Source organism: Streptomyces sp. NPDC048590 (assembly GCF_043199535.1).
In the GTDB taxonomy this organism is placed as follows: domain Bacteria; phylum Actinomycetota; class Actinomycetes; order Streptomycetales; family Streptomycetaceae; genus Streptomyces.
This window is the reverse complement of the sequence record NZ_JBICWC010000006.1, coordinates 395349-419774: the sequence shown is the minus strand read 5'-3', so window position 1 is coordinate 419774 and position 24426 is coordinate 395349. Positions and strand designations below refer to the sequence as shown.

19 protein-coding genes are annotated in these 24426 nt (G+C 69.6%); 3 read left to right on the top strand and 16 right to left on the bottom strand.

The window, feature by feature from the left end; translation table 11 throughout:
• Positions 1–145: 145 nt before the first annotated feature.
• The 7 genes from topA to ACGFNN_RS20305 form a co-directional block, all read right to left on the bottom strand.
• Entirely contained in the window at positions 146–3028 is a 2883-nt protein-coding gene (gene topA, locus ACGFNN_RS20335) for a type I DNA topoisomerase (protein WP_393557588.1), read from the bottom strand.
• Positions 3029–3307: 279 nt separating this feature from the next.
• A complete protein-coding gene (locus ACGFNN_RS20330; RefSeq protein WP_365092228.1) occupies positions 3308–3505 on the bottom strand; it encodes a hypothetical protein in 198 nt (65 codons plus the stop codon).
• 408 nt (positions 3506–3913) lie between these two features.
• Complete coding sequence (locus tag ACGFNN_RS20325; RefSeq protein WP_393557586.1) at positions 3914–5419, bottom strand: methyltransferase; 1506 nt, start codon at positions 5417–5419, stop codon at positions 3914–3916.
• A 108-nt stretch (positions 5420–5527) separates the two neighbouring features.
• Positions 5528–6154, bottom strand: coding sequence for a small secreted protein (locus tag ACGFNN_RS20320; protein ID WP_393557584.1), 627 nt, complete (start codon positions 6152–6154; stop codon positions 5528–5530).
• Positions 6155–6433: 279 nt separating this feature from the next.
• Complete coding sequence (locus ACGFNN_RS20315) at positions 6434–8899, bottom strand: sodium-translocating pyrophosphatase (RefSeq protein ID WP_393557582.1); 2466 nt, start codon at positions 8897–8899, stop codon at positions 6434–6436.
• Positions 8900–9944: 1045 nt separating this feature from the next.
• Positions 9945–10388: an ATP-binding protein gene (locus ACGFNN_RS20310; protein WP_393557580.1), complete on the bottom strand. Its 444-nt coding sequence runs from the start codon at positions 10386–10388 to the stop codon at positions 9945–9947.
• Positions 10389–10595: 207 nt separating this feature from the next.
• Entirely contained in the window at positions 10596–10949 is a 354-nt protein-coding gene (locus tag ACGFNN_RS20305; RefSeq protein WP_003967428.1) for an STAS domain-containing protein, read from the bottom strand.
• A gap of 79 nt (positions 10950–11028) precedes the next feature.
• On the opposite strand from ACGFNN_RS20305, the gene ACGFNN_RS20300 reads away from it, so the two are divergent.
• Entirely contained in the window at positions 11029–13542 is a 2514-nt protein-coding gene (locus ACGFNN_RS20300; protein ID WP_393557578.1) for a DEAD/DEAH box helicase, read from the top strand.
• Positions 13543–13808: 266 nt separating this feature from the next.
• Here ACGFNN_RS20300 and ACGFNN_RS20295 read toward each other — a convergent pair whose 3' ends face one another.
• The 7 genes from ACGFNN_RS20295 to ssd all read right to left on the bottom strand — a co-directional run bounded on the left by ACGFNN_RS20295 (position 13809) and on the right by ssd (position 19146).
• Positions 13809–14171: an Rv3654c family TadE-like protein gene (locus tag ACGFNN_RS20295; protein WP_393557577.1), complete on the bottom strand. Its 363-nt coding sequence runs from the start codon at positions 14169–14171 to the stop codon at positions 13809–13811.
• A 32-nt stretch (positions 14172–14203) separates the two neighbouring features.
• Positions 14204–14584 carry a TadE family type IV pilus minor pilin gene (locus ACGFNN_RS20290; RefSeq protein ID WP_393557575.1) on the bottom strand — a complete coding sequence of 127 codons (381 nt, stop codon included), beginning with the start codon at positions 14582–14584 and terminating at the stop codon, positions 14204–14206.
• On the bottom strand, positions 14571–14807 hold the full coding sequence (locus ACGFNN_RS20285) for a DUF4244 domain-containing protein (protein WP_365092410.1): 237 nt from the start codon (positions 14805–14807) through the stop codon (positions 14571–14573). The genes ACGFNN_RS20290 and ACGFNN_RS20285 overlap by 14 nt, the downstream gene beginning before the upstream one ends.
• A gap of 379 nt (positions 14808–15186) precedes the next feature.
• Entirely contained in the window at positions 15187–15954 is a 768-nt protein-coding gene (locus tag ACGFNN_RS20280; protein ID WP_393557573.1) for a type II secretion system F family protein, read from the bottom strand.
• Positions 15955–15998: 44 nt separating this feature from the next.
• Positions 15999–16865 (bottom strand): type II secretion system F family protein, encoded by an 867-nt coding sequence (locus ACGFNN_RS20275; protein WP_393557571.1) that lies wholly within the window; start codon positions 16863–16865, stop codon positions 15999–16001.
• Positions 16862–18010: a TadA family conjugal transfer-associated ATPase gene (locus ACGFNN_RS20270; protein ID WP_393557569.1), complete on the bottom strand. Its 1149-nt coding sequence runs from the start codon at positions 18008–18010 to the stop codon at positions 16862–16864. The genes ACGFNN_RS20275 and ACGFNN_RS20270 overlap by 4 nt, the downstream gene beginning before the upstream one ends.
• Complete coding sequence (gene ssd / locus ACGFNN_RS20265) at positions 18007–19146, bottom strand: septum site-determining protein Ssd (protein WP_393557567.1); 1140 nt, start codon at positions 19144–19146, stop codon at positions 18007–18009. Before ssd ends, ACGFNN_RS20270 begins: the two co-directional genes overlap by 4 nt.
• Before the next feature lie 499 nt (positions 19147–19645).
• On the opposite strand from ssd, the gene ACGFNN_RS20260 reads away from it, so the two are divergent.
• Positions 19646–20485, top strand: coding sequence for an HAD-IB family hydrolase (locus ACGFNN_RS20260; RefSeq protein ID WP_362664512.1), 840 nt, complete (start codon positions 19646–19648; stop codon positions 20483–20485).
• A 532-nt stretch (positions 20486–21017) separates the two neighbouring features.
• Here the strand turns inward: ACGFNN_RS20260 and ACGFNN_RS20255 are convergent.
• On the bottom strand, positions 21018–21842 hold the full coding sequence (locus tag ACGFNN_RS20255; protein WP_365092206.1) for an oxidoreductase: 825 nt from the start codon (positions 21840–21842) through the stop codon (positions 21018–21020).
• Between the two features lie 102 nt (positions 21843–21944).
• Here ACGFNN_RS20255 and ACGFNN_RS20250 point away from each other — a divergent pair, with 102 nt between their 5' ends.
• A complete protein-coding gene (locus ACGFNN_RS20250; RefSeq protein ID WP_393557564.1) occupies positions 21945–22937 on the top strand; it encodes an ATP-binding protein in 993 nt (330 codons plus the stop codon).
• Between the two features lie 30 nt (positions 22938–22967).
• Here ACGFNN_RS20250 and ACGFNN_RS20245 read toward each other — a convergent pair whose 3' ends face one another.
• Entirely contained in the window at positions 22968–24296 is a 1329-nt protein-coding gene (locus ACGFNN_RS20245) for a hypothetical protein (RefSeq protein ID WP_393557562.1), read from the bottom strand.
• Positions 24297–24426: the final 130 nt, after the last annotated feature.

Sequence of the window (24426 nt, the reverse complement as noted above, 5' to 3'; positions counted from 1 at the left end):
CACGGGAAACGCGGTCCGCAGGTCGCGGGAACGCCGGAAGGGCCGGGAGACTCCCGGCCCTTCCGGCGTTCGGTCACCGCCGACGCCCTCTGTCACCCGAGGACATGCCGTTTCCGGCGCGTGCCCCGCGGAGTACCGCGCGTGGTCAGCTCTCCTCGGACGGCGCGGAGGCGGACCGCTTCGCCGTCGCCGTGGCCTTCTTCGCGGGTGCCTTCTTGGCGGCCGTCGTCTTCTTCGCGGCCGTCGTCTTCGCGGCCGCGGTCTTGGTGGCCGTCGTCTTCTTCGCGGTCGTCTTCTTGGCCGTCGTGGCCTTCTTGGCGGGCGCCTTCTTGGCCGGGGCCTTCTTCGCCGTCTTCTTCTTCGCCGGCCCCTTGGCCCGCTTCTCGGCGAGCAGTTCGTAGCCGCGCTCCGGCGTGATCTCCTCGACGCTGTCGCCTGTCCGCAGTGTCGCGTTGGTCTCGCCGTCGGTGACGTACGCGCCGAAGCGGCCGTCCTTCACCACCACCGGGGCACCGCTCACCGGGTCGGTGCCCAGCTCCTTCAGCGGCGGCTTGGCGGCGGCCCGTCCGCGCTGCTTCGGCTGCGCGTAGATGGCCAGCGCCTCTTCGAGCGTGATGTCGAAGAGCTGCTCCTCCGAGGTCAGCGACCGGGAGTCGGTGCCCTTCTTGAGGTACGGGCCGTAGCGGCCGTTCTGCGCGGTGATCTCGACACCCTCGGCATCCTCACCGACGACGCGGGGCAGCGACATCAGCTTGAGCGCGTCCGCCAGGGTCACCGTGTCGAGGGACATCGACTTGAAGAGCGAGGCGGTCCGCGGCTTCACCGCGTTCTTCCCCGTCTTGGGCGTGCCCTCGGGCAGCACCTCGGTGACGTAGGGACCGTACCGTCCGTCCTTCGCGATGATCTGGTTCCCGCTCACCGGATCCGCGCCGAGCTCGAAGTCACCGCTCGGCTTCGCCAGCAGCTCCTCCGCGAGCTCGACCGACAGCTCGTCGGGCGCCAGGTCCTCCGGCACATCCGCGCGCTGGTGGCCCTCGGAATCCTTCTCGCCACGCTCGATGTACGGGCCGTAACGGCCGACGCGCAGCTTGATGTCGTTGCCGACGGGGAACGAGGAGATCTCCCGGGCGTCGATGGCGCCCAGGTCGGTCACGAGTTCCTTCAGGCCGCCGAGGTGGTCGCCGTCGCCGTTGCCCGCGTCGGAGGCCTCACCCGCGCCGAGCGTGTCGTCGCCGGCACCGAAGTAGAAGCGGCGAAGCCACGGCACGGACTGGGCCTCGCCCCGCGCGATGCGGTCGAGGTCGTCCTCCATACGGGCCGTGAAGTCGTAGTCGACGAGCCGGCCGAAGTGCTTCTCCAGCAGGTTGACCACGGCGAACGAGAGGAACGACGGCACGAGGGCCGTGCCCTTCTTGAACACGTAGCCGCGGTCCAGGATCGTGCCGATGATCGACGCGTACGTCGACGGGCGGCCGATCTCGCGCTCCTCGAGCTCCTTGACCAGCGAGGCCTCGGTGTAGCGGGCCGGCGGCTTGGTGGCGTGGCCGTCGACCGTGACCTCGTCGGCGGTCAGCGCGTCGCCCTCGGCGACCTGCGGCAGCCTGCGCTCACGGTCGTCGAGCTCGGCGTTCGGGTCGTCGGCGCCTTCGACGTACGCCTTCATGAAGCCGTGGAAGGTGATCGTCTTGCCGGAGGCGGAGAACTCGGCGTCCCTGCCGTCGCTCGCCCGGCCGCCGATCTTCACCGTGACGGAGTTACCCGTGGCGTCCTTCATCTGGGAGGCGACGGTCCGCTTCCAGATCAGCTCGTACAGCCGGAACTGGTCCCCGGTGAGGCCCGTCTCGGCGGGGGTGCGGAAGCGGTCGCCGGAGGGGCGGATCGCCTCGTGCGCCTCCTGGGCGTTCTTGACCTTGCCGGCGTAGGTGCGCGGCTTGTCCGGCAGGTAGTTCGCGCCGTACAGCTGTGTGACCTGCGCCCGGGCCGCGGAGACCGCGGTGTCCGAGAGGGTCGTGGAGTCCGTACGCATGTAGGTGATGAAGCCGTTCTCGTACAGCTTCTGCGCCACCTGCATCGTGGCCTTGGCCCCGAAGCCCAGCTTGCGGCTCGCCTCCTGCTGGAGGGTGGTCGTGCGGAAGGGCGCGTACGGCGAGCGGCGGTAGGGCTTCGACTCGACGGAACGGACCGCGAAGGCGGAGTCCGCGAGCGCCGCGGCCAGGGCGCGGGCGTTGGTCTCGTCCAGGTGCAGCGTCTGCGCCGAGCCCTGCTTCAGCTGCCCGTCGGCCCCGAAGTCGCGGCCCTGGGCGATACGGCGCCCGTCGACCGAGCTGAGGCGGGCGGTGAGCGTCGAGGGGTCGGACGCGTCGCCGGTGCGGCCGGTGGCGAAGGTACCCGTCAGGTCCCAGTACTCGGCGGAGCGGAAGGCGATGCGCTCGCGCTCCCGCTCGACCACGAGACGGGTGGCGACGGACTGGACACGTCCCGCGGAGAGCCGCGGCATGACCTTCTTCCACAGGACCGGCGAGACCTCGTAGCCGTAGAGACGGTCGAGGATGCGGCGGGTCTCCTGGGCGTCGACCATGCGCTGGTTGAGCTCACGCGGATTGGCCACGGCGGAACGGATCGCGTCCTTGGTGATCTCGTGGAAGACCATCCGGTGGACGGGGACCTTGGGCCTGAGGACTTCCTGCAGGTGCCACGCGATGGCTTCGCCCTCGCGGTCCTCATCGGTGGCGAGGAAGAGTTCGTCGGACTCGGCAAGAAGCTGCTTCAGCTTCCTGACCTGGGCTTTCTTGTCAGCGTTGACGACGTAGATCGGCTGGAAGTCGTTCTCGACGTCCACGCCGAGGCGGCGCACCTCACCGGTGTACTCGTCCGGCACCTCGGCGGCGCCGTTCGGCAGGTCGCGGATGTGCCCGACGCTCGCCTCGACGACGTATCCGGGGCCGAGATAGCCCTTGATCGTCTTCGCCTTGGCAGGCGACTCGACAATGACGAGTCGGCGGCCTGCGGTCTCGCTGGTCGGGGACAACTTCGCTCTTCTCTCCGGTCGGCACTCGTGGGCATCCGGGCGGCGCTCTGGCGCTGCCCGCGGTGCTGTCGCTGCGGAGTGTGACGGTACAACCCGCCCCCGTGTCAAACGGCAAAAGCCCGCAACGGCCACTCGAACGGTAACCCGACTTCCGCCATTCCTGCCGCCCGGACCGCCCGGTCCGCCCCGTGCGATCCTGCGGTCGACGGGTCCCGAGGGGTTCCCGGCGAAGCCGCCGGGGCTCCGCGAGGAGGGTGTCGCGGCCGCCGGAGAAGTGGATCAGATGCGGGTGAAGCACCACACGCCGAGGACGAGGAAGAGTACGCCGAAGAGCGTGGCCAGAGCGGTGGAGGCGACGGGGCTCACGCCGAGTGCCACCGGCGCGCGGCGAGCGGTTCGCGCCCCTGTCCAGACGAGGAGGGCGGCGCCGAACAGCACGAAGGTCGCACCGGCGAATCCCGCGGTGACACTCTCCATGTCCGCACCCCTCAGCTCTCCCCGCGGCCGACGCCGTGAACGTCCGCGCCGGCCCGCGCAGGTCTGGCGGGGCGTGCCGTGTGAACGGCTCGGCAGAGGGGAGGCTGCCCCGCCTGTGCGTCTCCCGCGCGAACCTGGGATGAACGTGGCGCGGCGGCTCGCGGAACGGCCGTGAACGGAACCTGCGATCCGTTACGGAGCCTGGATTCAGCGGATGCGAACCTGCTGGTCATGGCGGCTGCGGGCGCCGGAGGCCGGAGCGAGGGCACCGGGAACGGAGCCCCGGACCGCCACCTGGCCCGGTGCCCGCCCTGGCGGTCCTGGGAGAGCTCCCGCGCCGCCGACACCGGGCTTCGGCACGGTCACGCGTGCGGCGCCGAAGCCCACCCGCGCGCCGGCCGGCCCTGGTCAGCCCAGCGGCTCCAGGAAGCCCTCCTCCACCAGCAACCGGATCGCCTGCGGCGTACGGTCACGCAGAAGCACCGGGTCCTCCGACATCAGCTGGGCGATGGCGTCCAGAATCCGGCCGGCGGGGAGCGAGCCGTCGCACACGCCGGCGAAACCGGCCCCGACCGCGTCGACCTTCGTGGCCCGCCGCATGCCGCGGTGCTGACGCAGCACCACATGCTCGGGATCCTCGGCGCCCGGCAGGCCGACCTGCTCCTGGACGACCTCCTCGGCCAGGGTGAAACGGGCGGCGAGCAGGGCCGCGTCGTCGTGCTCCCGCAAATAGTCCTGACGGGCGAAATGGGCCTCGACAGCGGGCCCCAGAGGCTGTTCCACCGCGTGCGGCCACTCCTCGGTGACGACCGACGGGTTCCCCGCGGCAGCCGCGGCGGATCTGCGGAGCGTGATCCAGCCGAAGCCGACGGCCTTGGTGCTGCGGGACTCGAACTCGTCGAGCCAGGCTTCGTAGCGCTCGGCGTACGACGCCGGGTCGGCACGATGGTCGCCGCTGTCGCGCAGCCAGAGCTCGGTGTACTGGGTGACGTCCTGCACCTCACGCTGCACGATCCAGGCGTCACAGCCGGCGGGCACCCAGGAGCGCACCCTGTCCTGCCAGTCCTCGCCCTCCACGTGCTGCCAGTTGGCGAGGAACTGCGCGTACCCGCCCTCGTTGAGCCGGTCGCCGGCCTGTTGCACGAGGGTGCGGCAGAGGTCGTCGCCCCCCATGCCTCCGTCGCGGTAGGTCAGCCGGGCGCCGGGCGAGATGACGAAGGGCGGATTGGACACGATCAGGTCGTACGTCTCCGTGCCGACCGGCTCGAAGAGGGAGCCCTCACGCAGATCGGCGGCGGCCGCTCCTGACAGGGCGAGGGTGAGGCGGGTGAAATCCAGTGCGCGCGGGTTGACGTCGGTCGCGGTGACCCGGGTGGCGTGCTGGGCCGCGTGCAGGGCCTGGATACCGGAGCCCGTACCGAGGTCGAGCGCGGAGGCCACGGGCCCGCGCACGGTGATCCCGGCGAGCGTCGTGGACGCCCCTCCGACGCCGAGTACGACGCCCTCCTCGTGCGAGCCGATGCCACCGGCTCCGCCCACCGCGCATCCCAGATCGGAGACGATGAACCAGTCCTGACCCTCGGGGCCGCCGTAGGGGCGCACATCGACGGTGGCGCTGACCTGGCCGCCCTCACGGACCACCCAGCCGTCCCGGAGGCACTCCTCCAGCGGCAGGGCAGCGGCCGCCGCGTCCTCGGAGACGGGGCGCTGCAGGAGGAACAGCCGCACCAGCGTGTCGAGCCGCGAATCCCCCCGGGTGGCACGGAGCGCGGGGACGGTCTCGCTGCGGGCGAGCGCGGTGTAGGCGGGCGCGCCGAGGCGCTCGAGAAGGCCGTCTGCGGTGAAGTCCGCGGCGATCAGGGATGCGCGGAGCCGGGGAGCCCCGTCGGATGCGGGGAGGCTGCTCTTACTCACCCGACCATTGTGGCGTCTCCCTCCGACAACGGCATCGGCCCGGCGCCGTCGAGAGGGCGCCGGGCCGATGCCGGATCAGGACCGCCGGGTCACGCACGGGGCGTCATGTCACGCCTTCTCGCTCGCCGATGCCTCGGGCGACGCGGACTTCGAAGCCTCGGCGGACGGACCGGACGCGGGCGGGGCCGATGCCGTCGGACGCTGGCACCCCTTCTGCTTGGCCATGGCGGAGCCGACATCACCCGACTGCAGCTTCTGCAGCGCCTGGTCACCATTGGTGCTGATCTTGTTCAGCTCGTCGGCGATGCCCTTGAGACCGTCGGCGAACTTCGACTGGTCGCCCGTGTCGAGGTCGTCGACCTTCGTCTTCAGGTTCGCGTAGGCGACCGAGGAGGCGTTGAGCTCCTTCACGGCCTCCTTCTGCGTGGTCTCCCCGTCGTCCACAGGCGGAGCGCCCGCCTCCTGAACGGCGGTGCCCAGCGCCTTGTACGCCTGTGAGATCTGCTGGAAGGCGGCCGAGTCGGTCTTCTGGACATCGGCGGGCTTGCTGTTGTCGGCGGTCTGCTGCTGGATCGCGGCATTGGCGTTCGCGATCTTCTGCAACTGGGGCTGAACCTGGTCGCAGACCTTCTTCGCCCAGTCGTTCACCTTGTCGTCGCTGTCGTCGCTGCAGCCCGACAGCGTCAGTACGAGTACCGCACCGCCGGACAGTGCGGCTGCAAGCTTCTTGTTCACCGGATTGGGTCCCTTCCAAGGCTCTCGGCCCCGGAACTTACACGCCAAGTGGGCGACATCGAGGCGTCGGGCGTCCGGTATATATTCTTTTGCAGCCATTTGCACCAAGCAATGAGAGGGAGATACAACTCACCTCCCCCCTCAGGCGCACATGCGGGGCAATCGGTTCGACGAAGCCCGCGCCACTCGACGGGCGGCGGACGCCGCATCAGAACGCGACGGCCGCACCCATGTTGATCGGCTCTCAGGCGGCGTGCTCCTGCCCGTCGGTCACGCTCCTCATGAAACCGGCGTGGGACCGCCGGACTTGGCGGGGTCGCCCCCACTGCCGACGCCGCCTCCGCCCTCACCTCCTCCGGTGCCGTCTCGACCGCCGTCGTCCCCCACGGCGATCCCGCGCCGCCTGGACACGTGAACCGCTCCGACGATGACCGCGATCGCGACGACGGCCACCAGGGCCCGCACTCCCGCGCTCGCGTCGTCGCCGTAGCTGAACTGCACGACCGCCGGCGCGATGAGCAGCGCCACGAGGTTCATGACCTTGAGCAGGGGATTGATGGCCGGGCCGGCGGTGTCCTTGAACGGGTCGCCGATCGTGTCGCCGATGACGGTAGCGGCGTGGGCCTCGCTGCCCTTGCCGCCGTGGTGTCCGTCCTCGACGAGCTTCTTGGCGTTGTCCCATGCACCGCCGGAGTTGGCCAGGAACACGGCCATCAGTGTCCCGGTGGCGATCGCACCCGCGAGATACGAACCGAGCGCCCCCACTCCGAGGGTGAAGCCCACCCCGATCGGCGCCAGGACCGCCAGCAGCCCGGGCGTCGCCAGTTCGCGCAGGGCGTCCTTGGTGCAGATGTCGACGACACGGCCGTACTCCGGCTTCTCCGTGCTGTCCATGATCCCTGGGTGCTCCCTGAACTGCCGACGCACCTCGTGGACGACCGCTCCGGCCGAGCGGGACACCGCGTTGATGGCCAGACCGGAGAAGAGGAAGACGACCGCCGCCCCGAGGATCAGGCCGACCAGGTTGTTCGGCTGCGAGATGTCCAGGCTCAGCCCGAGCTCCCCCGCCCTGGCCCCCACGTCGTCGACGGCCGTGGCGATCGCGTCCCGGTACGAACCGAAGAGCGCCGCGGCCGCCAGGACGGCCGTGGCGATCGCGATCCCCTTGGTGATGGCCTTGGTGGTGTTTCCCACGGCGTCGAGGTCGGTGAGCACCTGGGCTCCCGCGCCCGTGACATCCCCCGACATCTCGGCGATGCCCTGGGCGTTGTCGGACACCGGGCCGAACGTGTCCATCGCGACGATGACCCCGACCGTCGTCAGCAGCCCGGTACCCGCCAGCGCCACCGCGAAGAGCGCCAGCATGATCGACGTGCCTCCGAGCAGGAACGCCCCGTAGACACCGAGGCCGATCAGGAGCGCGGTGTAGACCGCCGACTCGAGGCCGATGGAGATGCCCGCGAGCACGACGGTGGCGGGGCCCGTCAGGGAGGACTTGCCGATGTCCTGGACGGGACGCCGGGCGGTCTCCGTGAAATAACCGGTGAGCTGCTGGATCAGCGCGGCGAGCACGATGCCGATGGCGACGGCGACCAGCGCGAAGGTGCGAGGGTCACCGCCGTGCGAGGTGATGGCCTCGTCGGAGACACCGTCGAGTTCGGCGTAGGTGGACGGCAGGTAGACGTAGACGGCCACGGCGACGAGAACCAGTGAGATCACCGCGGAGACGAAGAACCCGCGGTTGATGGCGCTCATTCCGCTGCGGTCGGCGCGCCGGGGAGCTACGGCGAAGATCCCGATCATCGCCGTGATCACCCCGATCGCCGGGACGATCAGCGGGAAGGCCAGCCCCGCGTCCCCGAACGCGGCCTTGCCCAGGATGAGCGCGGCCACCAGGGTCACGGCATACGACTCGAAGAGGTCGGCCGCCATACCCGCGCAGTCGCCCACGTTGTCGCCGACGTTGTCGGCGATGGTGGCGGCATTGCGCGGATCGTCCTCCGGAATGCCCTGCTCCACCTTGCCGACGAGGTCGGCGCCCACATCGGCCGCTTTCGTGAAGATGCCGCCCCCGACCCTCATGAACATGGCGATCAGCGCGGCACCCAGTCCGAACCCCTCCAGCACCTTGGGCGCGTCGGCGGCGTAGACGAGCACCACACAGGAGGCCCCGAGAAGACCGAGGCCCACCGTGATCATGCCGACCACTCCGCCGGTGCGGAACGCGATCTTCATGGCCCGGTGGGAAACGACGGTGAGTTCCTTCTCCGGCTCCCCCTCGACGGGAGTCGCCTCCCGCGCGGCTGCCGCGACCCGCACATTGCTGCGGACAGCGAGCCGCATACCGATGTATCCGGTCGCTGCGGAGAAAACCGCACCCACCAGGAAGAACAGTGAGCGCCCCGCGCGCTGCGACCAATTGTCGGCCGGGAGCAGAAGAAGCAGGAAGAACACCACGACGGCGAAAACACCGACCGTGCGCAGCTGCCGGGCCAAGTAGGCATTCGCGCCCTCCTGGACCGCGGCAGCGATCTCTTTCATCCGCGCGGTGCCCTCACCGGCGGCCAGCACCTGTCGTACGAGCAACTGGGCAAGGACCAGTGCCGCCAGTGCGACGATCACGATGACGACGACGATCAGCCGGTTTCCATGGGTGAGTTCCGCTGCTGCCAGCGAGGTGGGGCGGCCTGAAGTTACGGAATCGTGCGTCAGTTCCGCCAGTGGGGTGTTGAAGAACTCCGCCATACGTCCTCCTTGACGCTGAGCGCTCAAGACGTGGACGGATTGTAGGGAGCAAATGCCGATCGAAACAGTGGGTGGTCATTGAATTCGACCCCTACCCACCCGACCGCAAATGATCTCGACGGCGATTCAACCCGAATGCAGTAATGGCCCTGGGGCGTGGCGCCCGGGAATACGCCGGATCTCCGATCAAGCGTCACCGGCCAGGAGTCGCTGATCAAGCGGAACAGAAAAGCCCCTGCTCATCGGGCGTGAAAGTGTGCGGCGTATGTCGCGCGCACCGAGAGCCGGCAGCCGATGCGGTGGCGTCTCGGAACGCCCGGACGTCGGGCCCGGGCATCGGGCCGTGCGGTGTCGCGGCGCGGTCGCGGGCGACCGCCGGCGGCGGGTCGGGCTCCGGGGCGGGTCGGGGCTCCACGTGGGCTCGGGTTCCGCTGGCCGGGCGTGCGTGGTGCTGGTCCGGTTCCCGGGCCCGATTTCCCGGCGGCCCAGTTCCCCTGGCGGCGATCCGCCGAACGGTGGGCGCGCGGCCCAGGGGACGACCCGCCGAACGATGGCCCGCCGAACGATGGGCGAGCGCCCCGGACCGACGGTGGCTCAGTCCGTCGGACGACGGTTGAGCGGACCACTGGGTGGCGGGGGTCCCGGCCGGCCGGGACTGCACCGGCAGAGGGCAGAGCGCAGACGGCTCATCGTGGCCGCCTCAGGACACGCGACACAGGCGCCGCCGACCAGCGCGCTCGACGGGGAAGCCACGCAGGGCGGCCGTCGTTTCTGGCGGCCGCGTAGAGGATCGGAACATCGTGCGGGAGGAGGGCGCGAGATCGGGCCTGTCGCACGGGCCTGCCGTTCGGGCCTGTCGTAGAGAGCGGGTGCACCTTGCCGAGTAACGGGAGGCGGCTTCCGCGTGGGGGTGGCTCAGGCAAGTCCCACGGCGTGATCGATCGCATGCACCAGTTGGGGTGGGCAGCTCGGAAAGGCCTCGGACAGGTGTCGTGGGCGAGACCGGCTCAGGGAAGCACCACAGCAGCTGTCGTGGGCAACGAGCTCAGGGAAGCACCACAGCAGGTGTTGTGGGCCAGGTCATGCGGATCACTCCGCCGTTCTCACCTGTGCGCACCTCCACGTCGTCGACCAGGCCGCTGATGACCGCCAAGCCCATCTCGTCCTCCATGTCGGCGTCGGCCTCCGGGTCGTCGGGGCCTCCTCCGGGACTCGCGGTGGAGGAGCCACTACCCGAGGAAGGAAGCCCGTCCGCCACCTCGATGGAGAACGCCTTCTCGTCCTCGACCAGAACCACGGCGACGGGGGTGGCGATGTCATGGCTCCGGTGCAGGCCGACGGCGCGACTGCACGCCTCGCCCACCGCGAGTCTGACCTCGTCGAGCACCGCCTCGTCCACGCCCGCCCGGCGCGCCACGGCAGCCGCCACAAGGCGAGCTGTCCTGACGTGTTCAGGCTGAGCGCTGAAGCGGAGTTCAACGGTTGGCATGCCATCCCCCTCGAACGTATGGGCGTGCATCTCAGGGGCCCGGGCGTGATGCCCGGTACCCCTGTGCTCATTCTCCTCCGAAAACCGACGAAGCCGGCAGCCGACCACATGGCCGACCACCCGCTTGCGGCGGCCATCTGCAGCCGCCCTGCCGGTCTGTCACCGCAAGCCCGTCGACGATGGAGTCGCCGCCGGGCACCGACTGGTTCAGTCGGTGGCGGCGACAGCCTCGTCGACCGTGGTGTGGATGGGAAACACCTTGGTCAGACCAGTGATCCGGAAGATCTTGAGAATGCGCTCCTGGTTGCACACCAGGCGCAACGAGCCCTCATGGGCCCGGACACGCTTCAAGCCGCCCACGAGCACGCCGAGGCCGGTGGAGTCGAGGAAGTCGACGCCTTCCATGTCGACAACCAAGTGGTAGCTGCCGTCATTCACCAACTCGACCAACTGCTCGCGCAGCTTGGGCGCGGTATACACATCAATCTCGCCACCGACCTCGACGACCGTACGGTCGCCACCAGGGCCGGACACATTGCGAGTCGACAGGGACAGGTCCACGGATCCTCCAGCACCTTGCTATCGAGCGGTCGCCCCTCGGTCTCCCCGACGGAGGCCAGGGGACGGATCGCCAGCCGCGATGGCATTCAATCACTTACCAGCAGCCATGCACGACGCCTTGGGACCATTGTCCGTCACGCCAGTGACACACTCGGTGCCGATGGCCAAGAATCACCGCCCCAGTCGACCACCCGAGAACCCGGGCTCGCGCCCCTCTCCCGCGGTGGTTCTCGACCGGCTCGCCGCAGCGGCGGGCCGGGCAGCGCGCATCACTCATACGGAGCACTTGCCCCCACGTGCGGGAACCCATGCCTGTTGGCCGGATCGCATCCGGCCGGAGGTGATCGCGGCGATCGCCCGGGCGGGAATCGACCATCCGTGGACACACCAGGCCACCGCCGCGGAACACGCGCTGGACGGCGAGTCCGTCGTGATCGCCACCGGAACGGCCTCGGGCAAGTCGCTCGCGTACCTCGCTCCGGTACTGAGTACCCTCCTCGACGGCTCCCATGCCCCCAACGGCCGAGGTACGACCGCCTTGTACCTCTCCCCCACCAAGGCCTTGGCCGCCGACCAGCGCCGCTCGGTGAAGGCCCTGGCGGCCCCGCTGGGCTCCGCCGTACGCCCGGCCGTCTACGACGGGGACACGCCGGTGGAAGAACGCGAGTGGGTGCGTCAGTACGCCAACTACGTCCTGACCAACCCCGACATGCTGCACCGGGGCATCCTCCCGTCCCACCCCCGCTGGGCCTCCTTCCTTCGTTCTCTCCGCTTCGTCGTCATCGACGAGTGCCACACGTACAGGGGCGTCTTCGGCTCCCACGTCGCCCAGGTACTGCGGCGACTGCGCCGCCTCTGCGCCCGCTACGGCTCCGAACCCGTCTTCCTGCTCGCCTCCGCCACCGCCGCGCAGCCCTCGGTGGCCGCGGGCAGACTGACGGGCCTGCCCGTCAAGGAAGTGGCCGACGACGCCTCCCCCAAGGGGGAGATGGTCTTCGCCCTCTGGGAACCGCCGCTGACCGAGCTGCACGGGGAGCGAGGAGCCCCCGTCCGGCGTACGGCGACGGCCGAGACCGCCGATCTGCTGACGGATCTGACCGTCCAAGGCGTGCGCTCGGTCGCCTTCGTCCGTTCCAGGCGCGGCGCCGAACTCATCTCCGTCATCGCCAAGGAACGGCTGGCCGAGGTGGACCGCTCGCTGCCCGGGCGCGTCGCGGCCTATCGCGGGGGCTATCTGCCCGAGGAACGCAGAGCCCTGGAAAGGGCACTCCACTCCGGCGAACTGCTCGGCCTGGCGGCGACGACCGCTCTGGAGCTCGGGATCGACGTCTCGGGCCTCGACGCGGTCGTGATCGCCGGCTACCCGGGCACACGCGCATCCTTGTGGCAGCAGGCGGGCCGCGCCGGACGCTCCGGTCAGGGCGCCCTCGCCGTGCTCGTGGCCAGGGACGATCCACTGGACACCTTCCTCGTCCACCATCCGGATGCACTGTTCCGGCAGCCGGTGGAGTCCACCGTTCTGGACCCCGACAACCCCTATGTGCTCGCTCCGCACCTGTGCGCCGCCGCAGCGGAACTTCCGCTCACAGAACCGGACCTCGCGCTCTTCGGTCCCGCCGCGCCGGACCTCCTGCCTCAGCTGGAGACCGCGAAGCTGCTGCGCAGACGCCCGACGGGCTGGCACTGGACACGTCGGGAACGAGCAGCCGACCTCACCGACATCCGTGGAGGAGGAGGGCGCCCGGTCCAGATCGTCGAGGAGGGCACCGGCACGCTGCTGGGAACCGTCGACGAATCCGCTGCCCACACCACGGTCCATGAGGGAGCCGTCCACCTCCACCAGGGGCGCACCTATCTCGTCCGTACGCTGAGCCTGGAGGATTCGGTGGCGCTGGTGGAGGAGGCAGTACCTCCGTACTCGACCAACGCCCGGGACACCACGGCGATCACGGTGCTCGAGACCGACACCGAGATCCCGTGGGGCGAGGGTCGCCTCTGCTTCGGCTCCGTCGAGGTGACCAACCAGGTCGTCTCCTTCCTGAGGCGAAGACTGATCACCGGAGAGGTCCTGGGCGAGACCAAGCTCGACCTGCCGCCCCGCACCCTGCGCACACGTGCGGTGTGGTGGACGGTCACCGAGGACCAGCTCGACGCCGCCCGGATCAGCCCCGAGATCCTCGGGGGCGCCCTGCACGCCGCCGAGCACGCCTCCATCGGCATGCTGCCGCTGTTCGCCACCTGCGACCGCTGGGACATCGGGGGTGTCTCCGTACCGCTGCACCCCGACACACTCCTTCCCACCGTTTTCGTCTACGACGGACACCCTGGCGGGGCCGGCTTCGCCGAGCGCGCCTTTCACACCGCACGCGCATGGCTCGCGGCGACACGTGAGGCCATCGCGTCCTGCGAGTGCGAGGCGGGCTGCCCGTCCTGCATCCAGTCCCCGAAGTGCGGCAACGGGAACGACCCTCTGCACAAACGAGGCGCCGTGCGCCTCCTGACCGAGCTCCTCAGAACCGCACCGGACGTCCCGGCGGAAGGGTCCATTCCCGAACGTCCCGACGACTCACGGCGGGAGAACGACGGACCATGACGCGATGCGGGCTCATGGCACCGCTCCCTCCCGACTGATCGCTCCGGCCCCGGACCATCAGGCCTGACTCGTGGGATCGACCACCCTCAGCACGCGTCGGGCTCTTACGCTCGACCCCGCCCGGAGCGTGAGGCCCGGCTCGTGGGCTCGATCCGCCCGGAGCATGCGGCCGGGCTCGCACTCGATCCCGCCGACAGCGTGAACGCCTGCTCATACCGGGGCGCCTGCCTCGTACCAGGGCCTGTCGCATACCGGGCCCGCTCATGTCAGCGCTTCGCCCCGGGCCGGGGCAACATCACCTGGCCGGCCGGCCCGGTGGCCCCCGGAGGACCGGCTCTCGACCGAACCTCCGGTGCGTACGGGCCGAACCGGGCACGGGCTGTCACATCCGCGATCTCCCCTTGGACCACGCATCGGACCACCTCCGCGCCTTGAGCGAGGGCGACCTCGCTCGCCGACCGGCAGGCTGTCGCGGCTCCGCTCAACGCCCGGTCGGCAGCCGCGAGCGCTGCCAAATCCGCTGCGCCACCGGCACGGTGACGGGCGGACACCGCTTGGCCGAGTGCGAGCACAACCGCGAACACGGCGCAGAGTGCCGCAGTGGTCACGGCAGCCCAGACCGTCGCCACTCCCCTGTCCCCACCAGGCCTCCGGCCCACCCTCACAGCTCCGTCCCCAACGCGTCCTCGGCAGAGGCGACAGCTTCCGCACCGAGGGTCACCTCCAGACCGCGAGGGCCGGGTGTCGGTGCCTCCACACGGACCCGCCAGAGATTCCCGGTCCGCTCGATCACCACCCGCGCCCCGGCGGGGGCAGCCCCTTGAGCGGCGGCGCGTACCGCGTGCTCCGGCTCCGACCTGGCTGCGGCCCGTGCCCCGGCCCGCGCCGCGTCCACACAACGGATCTGGTCCGCCGCGGCGACCAGCGCCCATGCGAGAGCGAGAACGAATGCCAGGAGTACCGGGAGAACCATGGCCGCCTCAGCCGTAACGGCTCCTCCGTCTCCACGCCGACCCCACCGCTCATGCTCAGAACTTCGCATCGAGGGCTTCCTTGATCAGCGACTGAAGCGCCGACATCACCGCACCGCTGGTCACCACCTTGTAGAGCACTGCGGCGAAGGCACACGCGGCGATGGTCCCCACGGCGTACTCGGATGTCGTCATTCCCCGGTCCGGGCCTCCGCCCGGGGCGCTCCTGCCGAACCTGGACCTCCACACGTCCCGCAGCGCGCCTGCGGCTCGCCGCATGACCTTCCTGTTCATCTCAACCCCCATGTCCACACCTCACGTTGTTCTGTTCGGACCACGTCCGTCGTGCACTTCGATCGGTCTTCGGCATCCTGGGACCCCGGGAACACGGCCGGGCACCGAGAGCCCAGCCGGTGCGGGCTCGCCCTCCGCGGTCCGGGCTCGTGCTCCGCGATCCGTCGGCGCCCACGTGTGACCGGTCCGGTCGCCCTCTCCCGTCGAACGGTCCGGCCGGGAATTCGCAAGGCGAACGCTCCACCGGAAGACGGAGCGACCAAGCCACCGGCCGGCGCACGAGGTTCGGCCAAACCGGGCACCGAGCCGGTACCCCCGAACCCGCACGGCTCCGGTACCACCCGAGCCCGCACGGTCCGGCGGGTGCCGGACCTCCCGTTCAGCCGCGCTGCAGAAGACCGGTCGCAAGACCGATCACCACGGGCGCCACGCCGACAGCGAGAAACGCGGGGAGGAAGCAGAGCCCCACGGGTGCGGTGATCAGTACGGCCGCACGCCGGGCCCGTGCCACTGCGGCGCTCGCGCACTCCGCGCGCATCCCGTCCGCGATCGCCGAGACGGGCTCCGCCGCGGGGGCCCCTGTCGATTCCGCTCGTTCCAGGCAGCGCGCCAGCGAGGAAGCTCCTGGTATGTCCCCGAACCGGGCCCAGGCTTCAGCCGGTTCACCTCCGAGGAGAATCTCAGCCGCCGAGCGTGCCAGTTGCTCACCCACCGGCCCCGGCATGGACTCGCCCACCGCCTCCGCCGCCTCCCTCGGGCTTGCCCCCGCCGACAGGCAGGAAGCCAGCAGATCTGCGGCGAGCGGAAGCTGCCGGGCGACCAGTGCGGCATCAACCCGCTGGTCAGACACCGCCCGCCCCCTTCTGGAGCGCTGCAACTGGAGCACGCCGAACCCAGCCGCGAGACCGACTGCACAACCGGCCGGTCCGCCGACTAGGACCCACCCACCCGCCCAGATCACCAGGACGGTGGACCACCCACGAAGGCGGAGCCACACCACGGGACCTGGCTTCCGACGTTTCAGCCGGGGCGAATCCTTCTCCCACGGCGAGGCGAGCAGTGCCGCGCGTCTCCGTACGGCGCGGACTCGGCGCCGGTCGGCCAGCACCGTCACAAGGCAGACCGATGAGCCCAGAACCGCTCCCATCCCACCGGCCACACCGAGAAGTTCACCTAGGTCAGGAAGGCCGTTCACGCTGACCCCGCCCGCACGATCCGCGAGGCCCAGAGCAGCCCTGCGGCCTCCAGGATGCCTCCGTTCACCAGGCACACCAGTCCGCTCGTGCTGTGCAGCAGAACGGCCAAGGGGTCCGTACCGAGCGCCGCCCCCAAGGCCAGCCCCATCACCGGGAGCAACGCGAGGATCACGACCGTCGACCACGCTCCCGCCAATTGGGCCCTCAACTCCTCCCGGCGGCGGCGTTCCCCCCTCAGAGCGCCCTCCAAGCGCACCAGACCCGCGGACAGCCCGGCCCCACCGTCGACCGCCACCCGCCAGCAGGCCGCCATCCCTGCGAGTCCCTCGAGGCCAGGTCCGGCCGAGGCCAGCCTGAGCGCACCGGGCACATCTCCGCCGAAGCGTGCTGCGGCAAGCACCTCGGGTTCCGCCGACCCCAGAGCGCCGGCATTCCGTGCGGCCACGAGCAGCGCCTGACCAGGTTCCCGCCCTGCCCGCAGTTCCCCCGCGACCGCCCCACAGAGCGACGTCACCGCATCGGTCGCCTTCTCCCGCTTCCTGCTGTCCGCTCTCCGCCGCAGCCAGCGCCGCGTGAACGGGATGGCCAGGGCGCCCGCGAGCAGGGGGAGCACCGAGTCCCCGAGCGCAGCGAGAGCGACCGCAGCGGGGGCACACAGCCATTCCCTGCGCCCGACGAGGACAGCGCGGAGCCGTGTCCCCATCGTGGAGCCCCACCACTCCTCCCGTCCCGACCCCATGAGGCGCCGGGCGCGCCTTCCTCCCGGGTCCCGCGCGACGGCCACACCTCCCGCAAGTCCTGCGCAGCAGGCCCATACCCAGACAGGTGCCTGCGTCAGGGCATCCGCAGTCGACGCCGTCACAGCTGCTCCTCGATCAGCGCTCCGAGCGTGTCCCAGCCGCTGTCTGCCACGAACCCGCCGGCGCCCCAGCGCAGGGCAGGCACAGTGATCACCAGCCCGGCAGGATCACGCGCCAGAACATGCACCTCGGCGAGCCGCCGCTGCCCGCTCCGGTCGCGCACGAGATGAAGGACCACGGACAGAGCTGCAGCCAGCTGGCTGTGCAGAGCCGCCCGGTCGAGACCTGCGGCCGTCCCCAGAGCTTCCAGGCGCGCGGGGACATGCTCGGCGGCGTTGGCGTGAACCGTGCCGCACCCCCCTTCGTGCCCGGTGTTGAGCGCGGCCAGCAACTCCGTCACCTCGGCGCCTCTGACCTCGCCGACGACCAGCCGGTCGGGGCGCATACGGAGGGCTTGGCGCACAAGATCCCGCAGGGTCACTCGCCCGGCGCCTTCCTGATTGGCAGGACGGGTCTCCAGACGAACGACATGAGGATGATCAGGGCGCAGCTCGGACGAGTCCTCGGCCAGCACGATGCGCTCGCCCTCGCCCACGGCGCCGAGCATGCTCGAAAGCAGAGTGGTCTTTCCCGCACCCGTCCCTCCGCTGATCAGGTACGAGACCCTGGCCTCGACCATTGCTCCCAGCAACCGGTCCCCGCCGGGAGGGACCGTGCCCGCCACCACGAGCTCCGCCAGAGTGAACGCCCTCGGCCGCACCACCCGCAGGGAAAGGCATGTCGATCCCACGGACACCGGCGGAAGGACCGCGTGCATGCGGGTGCCGTCCGGCAGCCTCGCGTCCACCCAGGGCCGGGCGTCGTCGAGGCGCCGCCCCGCCACGGCTGCAAGCCGTTGAGCAAGCCTCCTGACGGCAGCGGCATCCTGAAAAGCAACCCGGGTCAACTCCAGTCCCCCTCCTCTGTCGACCCAGACCCTGTCCGGAGCGGACACCAGCACGTCGGTGACCGCTGGATCGGCCAGCAGACGCTCAAGCACTCCGGTGCCGACGAGCTCCCCTCGCAATTCCTCGGCCGTACGGAGCACTTCGGCATCGCCGAGCAGGCGGCCCTGGGCCCTGAGCGCGGCCGCAACCCCGGCGGGTGTGGGCTCCGCGCCGCTGCTGGCGAGTCGCTGTCGCACGGCATCGAGCAATTCGGCCGTCATGACGCACCGCCATCGCGGGAGCTGACCGGGACACCGCCGCGATGGTCAGGAGAGTCGGCCAGATCCCAGAACGCCGTGCAGAACCGCGCCAGCGCGCCACGTGGATTTCCGCCCGGGGGTACGCCGTTGTCCTGCGCAGAGGACAGTCCTGATTCCACGGGGAGTTCGCCCGCCAGCGGCAGACCGAGCGCCTTCGCCACCCAGTGCTCGTCCAGGCCCGCCGCGTAGGGCCCCTTGGCCACGACCCGGAGGTCGTTCAGGACCATCGCCGCGGCCGAGGCCACACGCCGCGCGGCCGCCACCGCCCTCAGCTCACCGGGCACGACCAGCAGCCCGACGTCGAGTTGTGCCAGTACCTCGGCCACTCCTTCGTCCACCCGCCGGGGCAGATCCACGACCACGACTCCACCGAGCCGCCTTCCGGCGGAGAGCACCGAGCGCATGGCCTGCGGTGGCACGATCACTTCGTCGTCCCTGTCCCAGCTGAGCACACGCAGCCCGTGAAGCGCAGGCAGGGACTCCTCCAGCGCCCCACCGCCCAGCCTGCCTTTCGAGCGAGCGAAATCCGGCCATCGCAGCCCCTCCGACGCCTCTCCGCCCAGCAGGACGTCGATGCCTCCGCCCAGAGGATCGCCGTCGACCAGCAAAGTCCGTCGACCGGTACGCGCCGCCGTCACTGCGAGGGCGCACGCCAACGTGGAAGCACCAGAACCTCCACGGCCCCCGAGCACCCCCACGGTGAGCGCGGGCCGGCCCGCACCTTCCACGGCGTTGGCGATCTGATCGACGAGCCAGGACTCGGAGTCGGGCAGCCGCAGCACGTACTCGGCTCCGATCTCCACCGCACGGCGCCACACATCGGGGTCGTCCTGGTCCCTCCCGACCAACATGACTCCCGGCCGGCGCGACATGCCGCCACATCTCCGGGCCACGTCATCGCCCACGAGAACCATCGGCGCCCGGTCCCAGCCACTCCTCTCGGCGGGTGTCCCGTGGTGCACTTCCGGCACCGCACCCGCCGCCGCGCACAGCCTGAGCAGGTCGTCCAGGACGTCCGCGTCCTCGGTAAGGATCAGCGGCCCACTCCGTCGGCCTTCGCCACCCGGCGAACTCTCGTCAGCGAACGATCCAGCCATGATCCCCGCCCCTTCCCGTTGCACCGTCAACCGGTTTCGCGGCGATCTCGAGCACTTCCGAGACGTGCGATTCCGGAACCCACGGACTTCGCGGGTGGAATCAACATGCATCGACTCGGAAAAACATGTGGATCAAGGTCAGGAACTGTGGACAACGGCAGCGTTGTGAATATCCCCGTAGCTCGTACAGGGGACTTTCGCAGCGCAGCCCTTCCGCTACAGAAAGTAACGAGCGATGATCGGGGTGCACCGATCCGACGGAGCCGCCGACATCGGCGAGAGGGAAGCAAAACCCATGAACCCCACCACAAAACGCGTCCGGACATGCGACGACCCCCGCCGGGGGGGAGAGCGGGGGTCGTCCCCACGGCCGACTCGGGGGGGGGAGGAGCCGGACCGGGTTAGCACGGTCGCGAACGATCCGTGACTTCCATGGTGTACCCGAGCACCTTCTCAGGCAAACCCACCCGCCGGACTTTACGCCGAATGGCGGGCCCCTATGCTCACCTTTGTGGAAAACTGCTTCTCGCCGCGTACAGCAGCCTTCTTTGACCTGGACAAGACGGTCATTGCGAAGTCATCAACACTGACCTTCAGCAAGTCCTTCTACCGGGGCGGGCTGATCAACCGCCGCGCCGTACTGCGCACCGCGTACACACAGTTCGTGTTCCTCGCCGGGGGCGCCGACCACGACCAGATGGAGCGGATGCGTGACTACCTCTCGGCGCTCTGCAAGGGCTGGAACGTCCAGCAGGTCAAGGATCTCGTCGCGGAGACCCTGCACGACCTGATCGACCCGATCATCTACGACGAGGCGGCCACCCTCATCGAGGAGCATCACGCCACCGGGCGAGATGTCGTCATCGTCTCGACCTCCGGCGCCGAAGTCGTCGAACCGATCGGCGAGCTCCTGGGCGCCGACCGGGTGGTGGCCACCCGCATGGTCGTCGGCGACGACGGATGCTTCACCGGCGAGATCGAGTACTACGCCTACGGGCCGACCAAGGCCGAGGCGGTCAAGGCGCTTGCCGAGTCGGAGGGCTACGACCTCTCGCGCTGCTACGCGTACAGCGACTCCGCGACAGACGTTCCGATGCTCGAATCGGTGGGATACCCGCACGCGGTCAATCCGGACCGGGCTCTGCGGCGCGAGGCGACCCTCCGCGAGTGGCCGATCCTGGTCTTCAACCGGCCGGTCCGGCTCAAGCAACGCCTCCCGGCATTCACCATGCCTCCCCGACCGGCCCTGGTGGCGGCTGCCGCGCTGGGGGCAGCCACCCTGACAGCCGGGCTGGTCTGGTATGCCAGCCGCCGCCGCAGCTCCGGGTCAGCCGCCTGACAGTGGCGATCGCCGGTCGACATCCGGCGGGGGCTCGCCTGCCGCTTCTACGGAATGATCTCGGCGCCGCCGTCCACTGCCGCAGAGCTGGACGGCGTACACAGAGAGGTAGTGCCCGACTTGCGCCATTTGAACGTGAAAGTAAAGAAGTAGAGCAAGGCCTTCCGCTCGCCCCTGCCGCGGAGTACAAAGGATTCAACGGCCCGCGAGACCAGGGACATCCGAGAGGATCACCTTTCTACGCACCACGGCCCCACGGACCGAGCACGAAAGCGGAGCACCCACGCGACGTCGACCCGTCGATTACGGGCCAGCCGCACCAGGTGACGGGCAAAGATCCCGACCTGATGGGCATACATCGAGGACGCTTGGTAACTCGGCGGACGTGCCAGCGGCGGCACCGCAACCGGTGCCGCCGCAACTCTGCCTGCGAAGCCACAGCCAGCCGTGCCCGCCCCCGTAGGGCGCCGCTCCCGAGGCGCCGACACAGGCCCAGCATTGGGCGGCCCGCCCCGGCCGGAGGACGCCAGGGCTACGCCGCGCCGCGCTGCAGCGCCTCACAGACCGCCGTGGACTCCCTGACACCCAGGCCCACCGAACGGCCGCAGTGAGCGATCCAGGCAGCCATCCCTTCCGGCCTCCCGGAGAGATATCCCTCGAACGCCGAGACATAAGCGGCACGGCCCTGCTCGGCATGGCCGACCTCGGCAGGGCAGATCGACTTGGGGTCGAGCCCGCTTCCCACCAGCACAATCCGTTCGGCCGTCCTGGCCACCAGGCCGTTGTGCGAACGGAAGGGGCGTAGCGCGAGAATCTCGCCGTGCACCACCGAGGACATCACCAGCGCAGGAGCGGAGCTGCCGGCGATGATCAGCCCGGACAGCCCCTCGAGTCGGCCGGACACCTCCTCGGCATCCGGAAGCGGCGCCTCGATAAGAGGCTCACTCACGGACTCGCCCGCCAGCCGGGGGCGGCCCACCGTGTCGTCCGGCGTCACCCCTCCAGCCGCCACGAGGTGCAGGCGAGCCAGCACTCGAAGCGGCGACTGACGCCAGATGGAGAGAAGTTGGCCGGCTTCGGCAGTGAGCCTCAAGGCCGCCCCAACACTGCGGGCCTCCTCCTCGCCACTGAAGTCCGTACGCCGACGCACCTCCTCGAGGTTCCAGTCGGCGCCCGACAGCGCCGCGGAGCCGCGCGCCCCACGCAGGGCCGCCTCAGCGGTGACCTCGTTGCTGCGCCGGCGCATGACTCTGTGCCCGTAGACCCTGTCCACCGCCTTGCGTACGGAGTCCACCGCGTCGGTCACGCCCGGCAAGCCACCCAGGGCGGCAAGCGGGTCCGAGGAAGTCGTACTCATAAGTAAGGAGGCTACGCGCACCCCCGCCGGATGCCGCCCGGGAGTGGCCTTCTTCACGAAAGGCGACCACAAAGAGCAATCGAGCGGCTACCCTAGGTGAACATGAAGATCGCTTTCGTAGGGAAGGGCGGCAGCGGCAAGACCACACTGTCCTCGCTCTTCATCCGTCACCTCGCCGCCAATGAAGCACATGTCGTCGCGGTGGACGCCGACATCAATCAGCACCTCGGGGCCGCCCTCGGCCTTGACGAGCAGGAGGCGGCCGCACTCCCAGCCATGGGAGCACACCTGCCCCTCATCAAGGACTACCTCCGCGGAAGCAACCCCCGGATCACATCCGCCGCCACGATGATCAAGACCACTCCTCCAGGGGACGGGTCACGGATCCTTCGCGTCCGTGAGGACAACCCGGTCTACGACGCCTGCGCCCGTACGGTCGCGCTCGACGACGGTGAGATCCGCCTGATGGCCACCGGCCCGTTCACCGAGTCCGATCTCGGGGTCGCCTGCTACCACTCCAAGGTCGGGGCCGTGGAACTCTGCCTGAATCACCTGGTCGACGGAGCGGACGAGTATGTGGTCGTAGACATGACCGCGGGGTCGGACTCCTTCGCCTCAGGGATGTTCACCCGCTTCGACATGACGTTCCTGGTCGCCGAACCCACCCGCAAGGGCGTCTCCGTCTATCGCCAGTACAAGGAGTACGCCCGCGACTACGGGATCGCCCTGAGGGTGGTGGGCAACAAGGTGCAGAGCCAGGACGATCTCGACTTCCTGCGCGACGAAACAGGCGACGACCTGCTGGTCGCCGTCGGCCAGTCCGACTGGGTCCGGTCGATGGAGAAGGGACGTCCGGCTCCGTTCGACCTGCTGGAGGCGGACAACCGGATGGCCCTGCAGTCCCTGCAGGACGCGGCGGAGGACTCGTACGAGCTGCGCGACTGGGGGCGCTACACACGGCAGATGGTGCACTTCCATCTGAAGAACGCGGAGAGCTGGGGCAACGACAAGACGGGCGTCGACCTCGCCGCTCAGGTCGACCCCGCCTTCGTCCTGCACGAGCAACTCACGGAGACCGCCGCCCAGCCCGCCTGAGCGGACACGGCGGCATCGGGCCCCTCTTCGTCACCCCGCACCCTCGGAGGGACTGCGGCCTGCCGCCCCGCCCCGCGCTCCTCCGGTGGGCGCGGGGCCGGCTGCGGCCGGAGCCCCGGCCGCAGCCGGCCCCGCCAGGAAGGAAGCCCAGCCCTGCGAGGGCTTCTGCCCCACCTTCAGACTCCCGAGCCTTTCGAGGACCGCCGGGTCCTGGGCGTCGAGCCAATCGGCCAGCTGCCGGAAGGACACGCAGCGAACGTCCCGTTGGGTGCAGACCGTACCGATCGTCTCCTCGACCGCACGCATGTAGGTGCCGCCGTTCCATGACTCGAAGTGATTGCCGATGATGAGCGGCGCCCGATTGCCGTTGTAGGCGCGGTCGAAGGCCTGGAGCAGTCCGTCCCTCATCTGACTTCCCCAGTACTCGTGCTTGTCCGGGTCCCCCTGGGTCGTCGTTCCGGACTGGTTGAACATGAAGTTGTAGTCCATCGAAAGCGTCTCGAAGTCCCGGCCGGGCATGGGAACGAGCTGGAGGGGGATGTCCCAGAGCCCGTCCTTCCTGGCGGGCCAGACCTGATTCCCGATGCCACTCGAGTCGTAACGGAAGCCCATGGTCCGGGCGGCCGCGACCATGTTCTTCCGGCCTTCAAGGCACGGGGTACGGGCACCGATCAACTCCTTGTCGTAGTCGAACGGCAGCGGCGCCTCGGTCTTCAAGGCCGGAGCATTCGTCTTCCAGCCCTTCACGAACGCCTTCGCCTGGCCGATCTCGCTCTTCCACTCCTCGATCGACCAGGTGCCGACGCCCCCGTCCGGCCCGCAGAAGTGGCCGTTGAAGTGAGTGCCGATCTCATTGCCGTCGAGCCATGCGGCACGCAGTTCCGTCAGCGTGTCGCGAATGCCCTCGGTGTCGTTGAAGCCGATGTCCGAGCGGCCCGCCTCGTGCTGGGGCGGGTCGTACAGCGCCTTCCTCTCCTCCGGCAGCAGGTACACCCCGCTCAGGAAGTACGTCATGGTGGCGTCGTACTTCTTCGCCACCGCGCGGAAGTGCGAGAACAGCTTCTGGCTGTCCTCGCCTGCACCGTCCCAGGAGAACACCACGAACTGCGGCGGCTTCTGGCCGGGCTTGAGGCGCTTCGGCACGGAGAGTTTCGGCTGGGCGCCGGTGAAGGCCGTGGACCCGTCGCCGATGAGGTCGACCGCCCCCTTCGGCGCCGCCGCAGGGGAATTCCCCTGCGACGACTCCCTACCGGGCCCGGGGCCCGCGACACCCGGCCCTGCGCCCGAGCATCCGGCGAGACCGACGGTCAGGGCCGCCACAGCGACCCCCAAGGTGATTCGCTTCGAGGCGGCCATCATCCGTCCACCCTCTTCCTTGCGGGATTTGTGCACTGAAGTGCCGACACGGCGCGGCCCACCTCACACGGAGCTCCCGGAAATCATTACGACAAAACAGATGAAAAGCTGCTTATTCACTTGAATGAGTGAC

What these genes read in the sequence shown, in the direction of transcription:
- ACGFNN_RS20290 (WP_393557575.1), bottom strand. Translation starts at nt 14,584, where the DNA reads ATGCGAAGTTCTGAGCATGAGCGGTGGGGTCGGCGTGGAGACGGAGGA.
- ACGFNN_RS20330 (WP_365092228.1), bottom strand. Translation starts at nt 3,505, where the DNA reads ATGGAGAGTGTCACCGCGGGATTCGCCGGTGCGACCTTCGTGCTGTTC.
- ACGFNN_RS20260 (WP_362664512.1), top strand. Translation starts at nt 19,646, where the DNA reads ATGCTCACCTTTGTGGAAAACTGCTTCTCGCCGCGTACAGCAGCCTTC.
- ACGFNN_RS20245 (WP_393557562.1), bottom strand. Translation starts at nt 24,296, where the DNA reads ATGATGGCCGCCTCGAAGCGAATCACCTTGGGGGTCGCTGTGGCGGCC.
- ACGFNN_RS20250 (WP_393557564.1), top strand. Translation starts at nt 21,945, where the DNA reads ATGAAGATCGCTTTCGTAGGGAAGGGCGGCAGCGGCAAGACCACACTG.
- ACGFNN_RS20270 (WP_393557569.1), bottom strand. Translation starts at nt 18,010, where the DNA reads ATGACGGCCGAATTGCTCGATGCCGTGCGACAGCGACTCGCCAGCAGC.
- ACGFNN_RS20310 (WP_393557580.1), bottom strand. Translation starts at nt 10,388, where the DNA reads ATGCCAACCGTTGAACTCCGCTTCAGCGCTCAGCCTGAACACGTCAGG.
- ACGFNN_RS20315 (WP_393557582.1), bottom strand. Translation starts at nt 8,899, where the DNA reads ATGGCGGAGTTCTTCAACACCCCACTGGCGGAACTGACGCACGATTCC.
- ACGFNN_RS20285 (WP_365092410.1), bottom strand. Translation starts at nt 14,807, where the DNA reads ATGAACAGGAAGGTCATGCGGCGAGCCGCAGGCGCGCTGCGGGACGTG.
- ACGFNN_RS20255 (WP_365092206.1), bottom strand. Translation starts at nt 21,842, where the DNA reads ATGAGTACGACTTCCTCGGACCCGCTTGCCGCCCTGGGTGGCTTGCCG.
- ssd (WP_393557567.1), bottom strand. Translation starts at nt 19,146, where the DNA reads ATGGCTGGATCGTTCGCTGACGAGAGTTCGCCGGGTGGCGAAGGCCGA.
- ACGFNN_RS20280 (WP_393557573.1), bottom strand. Translation starts at nt 15,954, where the DNA reads ATGGGAGCGGTTCTGGGCTCATCGGTCTGCCTTGTGACGGTGCTGGCC.
- ACGFNN_RS20300 (WP_393557578.1), top strand. Translation starts at nt 11,029, where the DNA reads ATGGCATTCAATCACTTACCAGCAGCCATGCACGACGCCTTGGGACCA.